The 8,463-nt window shown below is 42.2% G+C and carries 6 protein-coding genes and 1 pseudogene; 2 read left to right on the forward strand and 5 right to left on the reverse strand.

Annotated features, from left to right (window positions below; translation table 11 throughout):
- Nucleotides 1–45 precede the first annotated feature (45 nt).
- A complete protein-coding gene (htpX, locus tag B4F08_RS01600) occupies nucleotides 46–951 on the forward strand; it encodes a protease HtpX (protein WP_058870051.1) in 906 nt (301 codons plus the stop codon).
- A gap of 72 nt (nucleotides 952–1,023) precedes the next feature.
- Here the strand turns inward: htpX and B4F08_RS01605 are convergent, their stop codons facing one another.
- From B4F08_RS01605 to B4F08_RS01620, 4 genes are all read right to left on the reverse strand, one after another.
- Complete coding sequence (locus B4F08_RS01605; protein WP_151707465.1) at nucleotides 1,024–1,389, reverse strand: bleomycin resistance protein; 366 nt, start codon at nucleotides 1,387–1,389, stop codon at nucleotides 1,024–1,026.
- 6 nt (nucleotides 1,390–1,395) lie between these two features.
- Nucleotides 1,396–1,989 (reverse strand): DUF4112 domain-containing protein, encoded by a 594-nt coding sequence (locus tag B4F08_RS01610; RefSeq protein WP_291372720.1) that lies wholly within the window; start codon nucleotides 1,987–1,989, stop codon nucleotides 1,396–1,398.
- 115 nt (nucleotides 1,990–2,104) lie between these two features.
- A complete protein-coding gene (mgtE, locus tag B4F08_RS01615) occupies nucleotides 2,105–3,451 on the reverse strand; it encodes a magnesium transporter (protein ID WP_291372715.1) in 1,347 nt (448 codons plus the stop codon).
- Nucleotides 3,452–3,583: 132 nt separating this feature from the next.
- Nucleotides 3,584–6,688 (reverse strand): multidrug efflux RND transporter permease subunit, encoded by a 3,105-nt coding sequence (locus tag B4F08_RS01620; RefSeq protein WP_291372717.1) that lies wholly within the window; start codon nucleotides 6,686–6,688, stop codon nucleotides 3,584–3,586.
- A gap of 907 nt (nucleotides 6,689–7,595) precedes the next feature.
- Here B4F08_RS01620 and B4F08_RS01625 point away from each other — a divergent pair.
- The gene (locus B4F08_RS01625; RefSeq protein WP_086208252.1) at nucleotides 7,596–7,970 is read left to right on the forward strand and encodes a diacylglycerol kinase; all 375 of its coding nucleotides are present in this window, start codon (nucleotides 7,596–7,598) and stop codon (nucleotides 7,968–7,970) included.
- A 100-nt stretch (nucleotides 7,971–8,070) separates the two neighbouring features.
- Here B4F08_RS01625 and B4F08_RS01630 read toward each other — a convergent pair.
- Nucleotides 8,071–8,463, reverse strand: a pseudogene (locus B4F08_RS01630) (isocitrate lyase); the annotation flags it as partial.

The following is an 8,463-nucleotide window of genomic DNA, read 5'->3' on the forward strand; positions in this document are numbered from 1 at the left end:
GATTTATAAATCAGATTATTTTTTTATTATAAGAGGATTTTCTCAATGATGCGGATTGGTTTGTTCTTGCTAACCAACCTCGCGGTACTGGTTGTAGCTGGCATTATCTTGTCACTCTTCGGTGTCGGTAGTTACCATGGCGCGGGTGGCTTAAATCTAGGTAACCTTTTGGTTATCTGTTTTGTCTTTGGTATGGTTGGCTCAATGATTTCTCTATTCATGTCAAAATGGATGGCGAAGAAAACAACTGGTACAGAGTTAATTGACCCCAATGCCCCACGTAACCAAGCTGAAGCATGGTTGCTACAAGAAGTCGCTCAATTGGCGCAACGTTCTGGTATTAAAATGCCAGAAGTCGGTATTTTCCCCTCTTACCAATCGAATGCCTTTGCTACAGGTTGGAACAAGAACGATGCATTAGTTGCCGTTTCTACTGGCTTACTTGAGCGTATGAATAAAGACGAGCTTCGCGCAGTCTTGGCTCACGAAATTGGTCACGTGGCCAATGGTGACATGGTGACTTTGGCGCTCGTTCAAGGTGTCGTGAACGCCTTCGTGATGTTCTTTGCACGTGTTGCAGGTGATTTCATTGATCGTAATGTCTTTGGACGTGAAGACGGAGAAGCACCTGGTTTAGCTTATTTTGCCATTACTATTGTGCTTGATATTGTCTTTGGTGTTTTAGCTTCTGCAATCGTGATGTGGTTCTCCCGCTACCGCGAATATCGTGCAGATGAAGCAGGTGCCCGTCTTGCAGGCAAACAAGCGATGATTTCAGCCTTGTTGCGTTTACAAGCAGAATCACAACTTCCAGATGCTATGCCTAAAGAAATGAAAGCGTTTGCGATCGCGGCAGGTCAAGAGCAAGGCTTTAGTTTAGCCGCTTTGTTCCAAACCCACCCGACGATTGAACAACGTGTTGCTGCTTTACAACAGCTCGATTGTCCATAAAAAACTCGTTCACTAGATTTTAAAAAGCCTCCACTTGGAGGCTTTTTTGTGACTCTGCATCACAGAGCATCTTCATTCAATCGTCACTTCGATACAGCGTAATAAACTGCCATTTGGGTCAATGATACAAAACTGGCGGATCTCGTCAAAATCCTGAATATCAGTCATACGGGCAGTTCCCCACAACGCCCAATTCACTTTAGACCAATATTCATAATAGGGGTGAATCTTCGCTACGCGAATACAGGCACTATGCCATGAACTGTTTGGATCTAAATGTGGATGATGGAAAAATTCAAGTGTCATTGTACCTAAACGCAGAATCATCCACTCTGCGGACTGATAGATCAGATCAAAGCCCAAGCTTTGGTAAAATGAAGCAGTGCATACCAAATCAATCGCTGGCAAATTCGCCGTAATCTGACCTTCAAATTTCATCAGCAGCTATCCTAGGTTTAGTCCTTGTAACCAATGCCACATCACACTGCCACCCCACCATAATAAGCCAATAAAACAGACCAAGAAGATCAGGCCAAACAAATCGGGGATGTGTAGCCAAAGCCATGCAATTACTGGATTTCGCCAAAATACGGACTGTTGCTGTTTCTTTTCCAATTTTTCATGAAGAAAGGGATGAGTCACATGATGCTCTGAATGAATTTGGTATTCTTCCCGAATATGGTCATGCACCACATCCAGTGCTTTACGACTCGGACGTATAAAAATATCAAACAATGTCCCTAATACAGGGATAAAACCAACGACGGCATCAATCATAGCCAGCTTCAACACTGGACTTAATTTCTCTTGCGGCACGCCAATTTGTTTAGCTTTATAAATGGCATAACAAGTCAAGGCAAAACCCGCGATATCCCCAGCGATGGGAACAGTACTCAGCGCTGCATCGGCACCTACACCCTGCTTGGTGAACGGGATACGCACCACCGAATCCATCATATTGGCATATTTGGCCAAATCACGCTCTAAACGGATGACATCTTGCTGGCTAATTTTTTTTTGTTCTAAGGGTTCAGGCATGTTGGTACTGACCTCCATTATTTCAACCACATTAACATCATAAAACCACTGAATTATGCTGGTTTTTATCACTTTTTTCTGTGCTAACTTTGTGCTGAAACAAGTGCTTATAGGCTTAGGACAAGCTTAAAATTTGCGATGCAATCAGCAGATATACCACCACGCCTGATGCATCACAAATTGAAGTGACCAAAGGTGCAGATGCACTGGCTGGGTCGAGTTTCATGCGGTTTAAGATAAACGGCAGACTCATACCAATCAGACACCCCATCAACACAATACCCATCATACTTAGCGCCAAAACCACGGCGACCAAAATATCCCCACGGAAATAGCCCAAAATAGAGACTGCCGTTGCCATGGTTCCACCTAAGCACAGCGCAACCAGACTTTCACGTCCGAGCAAATAAAACCAGTCTTTAAAATGTACATCACCCGTTGCTAGTGCGCGTACCATTAAAGTTGCGGACTGGGACCCTGCATTTCCGCCACTTCCCACCAGTAAAGGGAGGAAAAAGACCAAAACGATATGTGCTGCAATCAAGTCTTCAAAATGCGCAATTCCCAGCCCCGAGAGTAAACTGCCAAAAACCAGAAATACCAACCAAAACACCCGCTTCTTATACAATAAGAGGATTGGAGCCGTTTTAATACTCATCTGCGGACTGGCCGCAACCGCACTACTTTTTAAAATATCTTCTGTGGTTTCTTGTTGTACCACATCCATTGCATCATCGTAGGTCACAATCCCCAATAGACGCTGCTGCTCATCAACGATTGGCAAAGCCATAAAATCATAATGGGCCAATTTCTGTGCGATGCTTTCCTGATCTTCACTGACTAAACCCATAATGACATGACTGGTCATAACCTGTGCAATGGATTGCTCAGGCGGGGCTTGGATGATTTGTCTCAGCGAAATCACCCCTTGCAGACGATGCAATGTATCAATGACATAAATTAGATATAAAGTTTCACTTTCCGCTGCATGTAACCGTATATGTTGAATCGCATGTTGCATAGTCATTTCAGCATGTACCGTAATGACCTCAGTGCTCATAATTGCACCCGCAGACTCAGCAGGATAATCCATCAACGTCTTCAGTTGGACTTGAATCTGCGCATCTAATTTAGAAAAAAGTTGAGTTTGAAGCGCGAGAGGCAAGCTTTGAAATAAATCGGTGCGATCATCCGAATGCATGTGAGCCAGTATGCTCAGCAGCAAAGTCTGAGGCAATCGCGCTGCTAGCTGCTGCTGCTCGGTCAACGCTAAAAACTCAAAAACATAACTGGCTTGAGGTAATTTTTCCAATAGCTGAATTTGCGCAGGTATAGGCAGCCCCATTAAAATATCAGCCAAATCCGCAGTGCTGTACTGTTTTAGGCTTTGGATAAAAGCATGGTTATTGGGCTGATTTAGCTGATATTTAAAATCTTGCTGTGAAAATGATGGATTTGGCATATAGCACTCAAATATTGTTCTTCTTTATTTGTCCGAGTATAGCAAAAGATCTTTAAATATCTGGAGCTTACTGTGGCTACAGTTTAAAGATCCGCCATGCGTATTAAACTCTATACATGTTTCGGCTTGGACTTAGACTTCATCCTGCTGAGTTCGCCCATGAAACACATGACGAACCAGAACATACATTAAAGGTATAAACAACAATACCAGCACGGTTCCAAAAATCACTCCACCGAGTACACTTACTCCAATTTCCTGACGACTTGCCGCCCCTGCACCAAAGGCAAAAACCAAAGGAGTCACACCGGCCCCAAAAGCCAAAGATGTCATTAAAATCGGACGTAGACGTAGGCTGGCCCCTTCTAATGCAGCTTGAATTGCTGTTTGGCCTTTTTGCTGTGCCAATGAGGCGAATTCCACAATTAAAATCGCATTTTTGCAGGATAAACCAATCGTGGTGAGTAATGCGATCTGGAAATAAATATCATTTGGAAAGCCCGTCAGATAACTAAACAAAATATTACCACCAATCCCTAATGGAATCGCACTCATCACTGCCGTTGGAATACTCCAACTCTCATACAGTGCCGCTAAACATAAAAAAATAAAGCCAATGGAGACCAAATACAGCAGCAATGCTTGGTTATTAGACTTATTTTCTTCATAAGATAAACCACTCCAAGCCAGATCAATCCCCTCATGTGCTTGTAACATTTTCTGGACATCTTGCATGGCTTGACCCGAACTGACGTTTCTGGCGGTATCTGCTTCCATTTCTAGGGCGGTATAACCCATAAAACGATTTACCACTTCAGGACCGCCACTCCAAGATACTTGGGAAAAATTGCTAAATGGAATCATTTGGTTCAGATCATTGCGCACTGTCCAAGCCTGAAGATCTTCAGGTTTAGAACGGAACGCGGCATCAGCCTGCATAATCACCCGCTTAATCCGACCACGGTCAATGAAGTCATTGATATAAGTTCCACCCCATGCACTCGACAAGGTACTGTTAATCGCAGTTTGACTAAGCCCATTGGCTAATGCCTGCTGTTGGTTAATATCAACCTTGAGTTCGGCTTTATCTGGGTTGGAACGTTTATCTAAATTGCTAAAACTAGAGTACTGCTTGGATGCTTCCTGCAAAGCCTTGAACTGTGCTTCTAAATAAGCACGACCTTCACCATTAATGTCTCGGATCCAGAACTCCATACCATCGGTTTGCCCCAAACCATTCACCGATGACGGCAAATTAATATTAATTTGTGCATTTCGATGTGCATTAAAATGAGCAATTGCACGCTCTCGAATCGCTTGCGCTGAGTTGTCCTTCCCCTTACGCTCATCCCAATGTTTGAGTGCAATAAAGCCTTGACCCAAGTTTTGTCCTGTCCCCGAGAAGTTACGCCCATAACGGATCATTACCAAATTGATATTGGCCTGTTCTTGGTCTAAGAAATATTGGCGAATCTCTTCTCCAACGACACGACTTTGACTCAGTGGTGCACCATCAGCCAATTTAAATTGCACACTTAAAATACCTTGATCTTCACTTGGAATAAAACTGGTCGGCAAAACCCGGTAAAACAACGCAAACACGGTAATGAGTGCCACAAAGATGAGTAACATGATTTTACCGTGTTGAATCGTCTGAGTACTTAATCGTAAATAATGCTGTTTTAACTGATCTAGCTTTAAGTTGAACCACGTTGCCCAACGGGCAGATTTATCATTCGGTTTCAAAATGAGGGCACATAAGGCAGGAGTGAGCACCAATGCCACCAATAAAGACAGTGCCATGGCCGCCACTAAAGTGATGGAAAACTGACGATAAATCACTCCCGTTGAACCACCAAAAAATGCCATGGGAATAAATACAGCAGTTAACACCAAAGTAATCCCGATCAATGCTCCGCTGATTTCCTGCATAGATGTAATAGAGGCCTGCTCTGCACTCATATTCTGTTCATGCATCAACCGTTCAACGTTTTCCACTACCACAATCGCATCATCCACCAAAAGACCAATAGCTAAGACCAATGCAAATAGTGTTAAGGTATTAATACTCATCCCAAGTACGTATAAAATAGCAAGTGTGCCTAAAATCACGACAGGTACTGTAATGGTCGGAATCAGTGTTGCACGCCAGTTTTGTAAAAATACAAACATGACCACAATCACCAGAAGCACCGCTTCAAATAGTGTTTTGACGACTTCCTTAATCGACTCTTGCACAAAAGGTGTGTTATCACGCGGATAAACAATTTGATAACCTTCAGGCAGTTTAGAAGACAAGCGGGCAACTTCTTGTTTAATCAATGCAGACGTTGCTAAGGCATTGGCACCTGAGGACAGAGAAATCCCAATCCCAACTGAAGGAAACCCATTAATGGTATTAAACGACTGGTAATTTTCCGCGCCCAGTTCAATCCGAGCCACGTCTTTTAAATAGATAAAACCGCCATCACGGTTCGATTTCACAATAATGTTTTCAAATTCTTCAACAGTTTTTAACCGTGTGCCAGATGTCACTTTAGCATTCAAATATTGATCTGATAGGGTTGGCAAATCGCCGATTGCCCCTGCCGCAACTTGGGTATTTTGCGCTTCAACCGCTGCACGAATATCACTGGGCATCAGTCCATATTGGCGTAGTTTATGTGGATTGAGCCATATACGCATAGCATACTGAGAACCAAAAACATCAACCTCTCCAACGCCATCAATACGGGCTAAGTCTTGCTCTAAGTGGGTCATCATATAATCTGACAACTCAATATTATTGCTTTTTCCTGTTTGGTCATATAGACCAATCACCATATGCGTATCGCCCAAAGACTTATAAACATTAACCCCTTGACGCTGTACATCTTCAGGTAAACGGTTAATCACACCATTGACCGCATTTTGTACTTGAACCTGAGCAGTATCAGGATCGGTACCATTTTCAAAGCTAATGCTGATTCGACTACGACCATTTGAATCGCTACTGGAGCTAAAATAAAGTAAATGATCAATCCCTTTTATTTGTTGTTCTAAGACCTGAGTGACACTTTCTTCTACAGTCTCAGCCGATGCCCCTGTGTATGTTGCACCTACCGTAATTCTAGGCGGTGCAATATCTGGATAACGTTCCACAGGCAACTGAAAGGTGGCAAACAAACCAAATGCCATGACAATAATTGCGAGTACACCTGCAAAGATTGGCCGATGAATAAAAAACTTAGAGAGCATGGAATGGTGTTACTCTAGGGTTAGGGTCTGAATCTAAAAACTTCATGTAACTACATGCATGATCTTCCATGACGAATCATTAAAAAACAAGACCTAACAACATGAAAGAGAACATTAAAGCGAAATATGAAGAAACTATGAAGAAATATTTTTGACCATTTGATGACAACCACTAATTTTCTGTAGTTAGACATGAATTTGACATGTTTAATCTAAATACTAGCGACACAACACTAACTAAACTTTGAGGGCAAAAGGCTAAAAATGCGCTATCGCTTACAAGGCCTCTAGGCTTAGCTGACAATCAGCAGGATAATAAAAACGGTACAGTCGTAGCTACAATACCCCATCAATAATGAATACATTCAGGCTGTATAACTGATTATCGGGCATCGAGAGCAAAAAATAGGTACGACCTAACCAGACTTAAATCGAATCCAACATACAACAAGCAACACCATCCGATTTTATGATCATGTGCATGCCATAAGGCTAACAGCCCACCTTTATATCCTTCTCGCTAAAAACGACTCTCCCTCTTTTAGACTGGTGTGCAATCTCGGTTATAAATAAGAGAAAGATACACTGGCAACGTTTTAAACATTTATTAAAGCAAGTTTAGATTGTATTTTCACTAATTACGCAGCTCTCGGTCATAAAGCAATTCACAGCTTTTAGAAGCCATGAAGCTCGTTATTTACATTCCCGAAGCAATTAGATTATATTTTCTGCTCAGCGCGCCTCGCTTCGTTTTTCAATGACTTTCGGTAAAAAATAAAAATATGAGTATATGGTTCTGCACTCTTTATCTAACTTTATCTAAAAGCACAACGGCATTCATCACATCTTTAAGCGACTTTTAATATAACTTGGGTATTGTGTTTAAAATTTTAAAATAATGGCAGCTATGACTCTATATTCCCCATTTAAAGGTAGCTCTGGCGTTAAACGCATTTTAAATGCAACGCAATATTCTCTTTCTGGTTTCAAAGCCGCTTTTGCCCATGAAGCTGCTTTTCGTCAAGTTCTTTGGATTAATCTCATTCTTATTCCTGTGAGCTTTTTATGTGATGTGAGCCGTTTTGAACAAGCTTTAATGGTTGCAGTCTGTTTACTGGCGCTCATTGTTGAACTATTCAACTCGGCAATTGAAGCCGTGGTGGATCGAATCTCTCTTGAACGTCATGAACTTTCAAAAAATGCCAAAGATATGGGCAGTGCTGCACAATTCGTTTCTTTGAGTATGATCTTTATTGTATGGCTATTTATATTAATCCCTTAAGATCTCAAATCTGATCGCCCAGTTGATATCTAATCACAATTAAAATCACCAACCATAAAAAAACCCTGCTTTCGCAGGGTTTTTTGAATCAAGTCAAAGCTTAGTGAGCTGAGAATTGGTTCATTGTGTTTTTAGCATCATCGTGCGCTTTAAGAGCGTTGTCACCAGAGAAGATTTCTTTGTGATCATCACCGATGTCAGAACCCGCCATTGCTTGGTGTTTAACACAAGCGATACCACCACGGATTTCTTTACGTTGTACGCCAGCAACATAAGCCAACATACCTTCAGAACCGAAGTAACCTTGTGCAAGCTCATGAGTAGAAAGAGCAGCAGTGTGGTAAGTAGGAAGTGTGATCAAGTGATGGAACACACCCGCTTCACGAGAAGCATCAGCTTGGAATGTACGAACTTTTTCGTCAGCTTCAGCAGCCAGTTCAGTTGCATCGTACTCAGCGCTCATTAACTTAGCACGGTCGTAAGCAGAAACGTC

The sequence above is a fragment of the Acinetobacter sp. UBA6720 genome, assembly GCF_002454215.1.
Classification (GTDB): domain Bacteria; phylum Pseudomonadota; class Gammaproteobacteria; order Pseudomonadales; family Moraxellaceae; genus Acinetobacter.

What these genes read in the sequence shown, in the direction of transcription:
- htpX (WP_058870051.1), top strand. Translation starts at nt 46, where the DNA reads ATGATGCGGATTGGTTTGTTCTTGCTAACCAACCTCGCGGTACTGGTT.
- B4F08_RS01605 (WP_151707465.1), bottom strand. Translation starts at nt 1,389, where the DNA reads ATGAAATTTGAAGGTCAGATTACGGCGAATTTGCCAGCGATTGATTTG.
- B4F08_RS01610 (WP_291372720.1), bottom strand. Translation starts at nt 1,989, where the DNA reads ATGCCTGAACCCTTAGAACAAAAAAAAATTAGCCAGCAAGATGTCATC.
- mgtE (WP_291372715.1), bottom strand. Translation starts at nt 3,451, where the DNA reads ATGCCAAATCCATCATTTTCACAGCAAGATTTTAAATATCAGCTAAAT.
- B4F08_RS01620 (WP_291372717.1), bottom strand. Translation starts at nt 6,688, where the DNA reads ATGCTCTCTAAGTTTTTTATTCATCGGCCAATCTTTGCAGGTGTACTC.
- B4F08_RS01625 (WP_086208252.1), top strand. Translation starts at nt 7,596, where the DNA reads ATGACTCTATATTCCCCATTTAAAGGTAGCTCTGGCGTTAAACGCATT.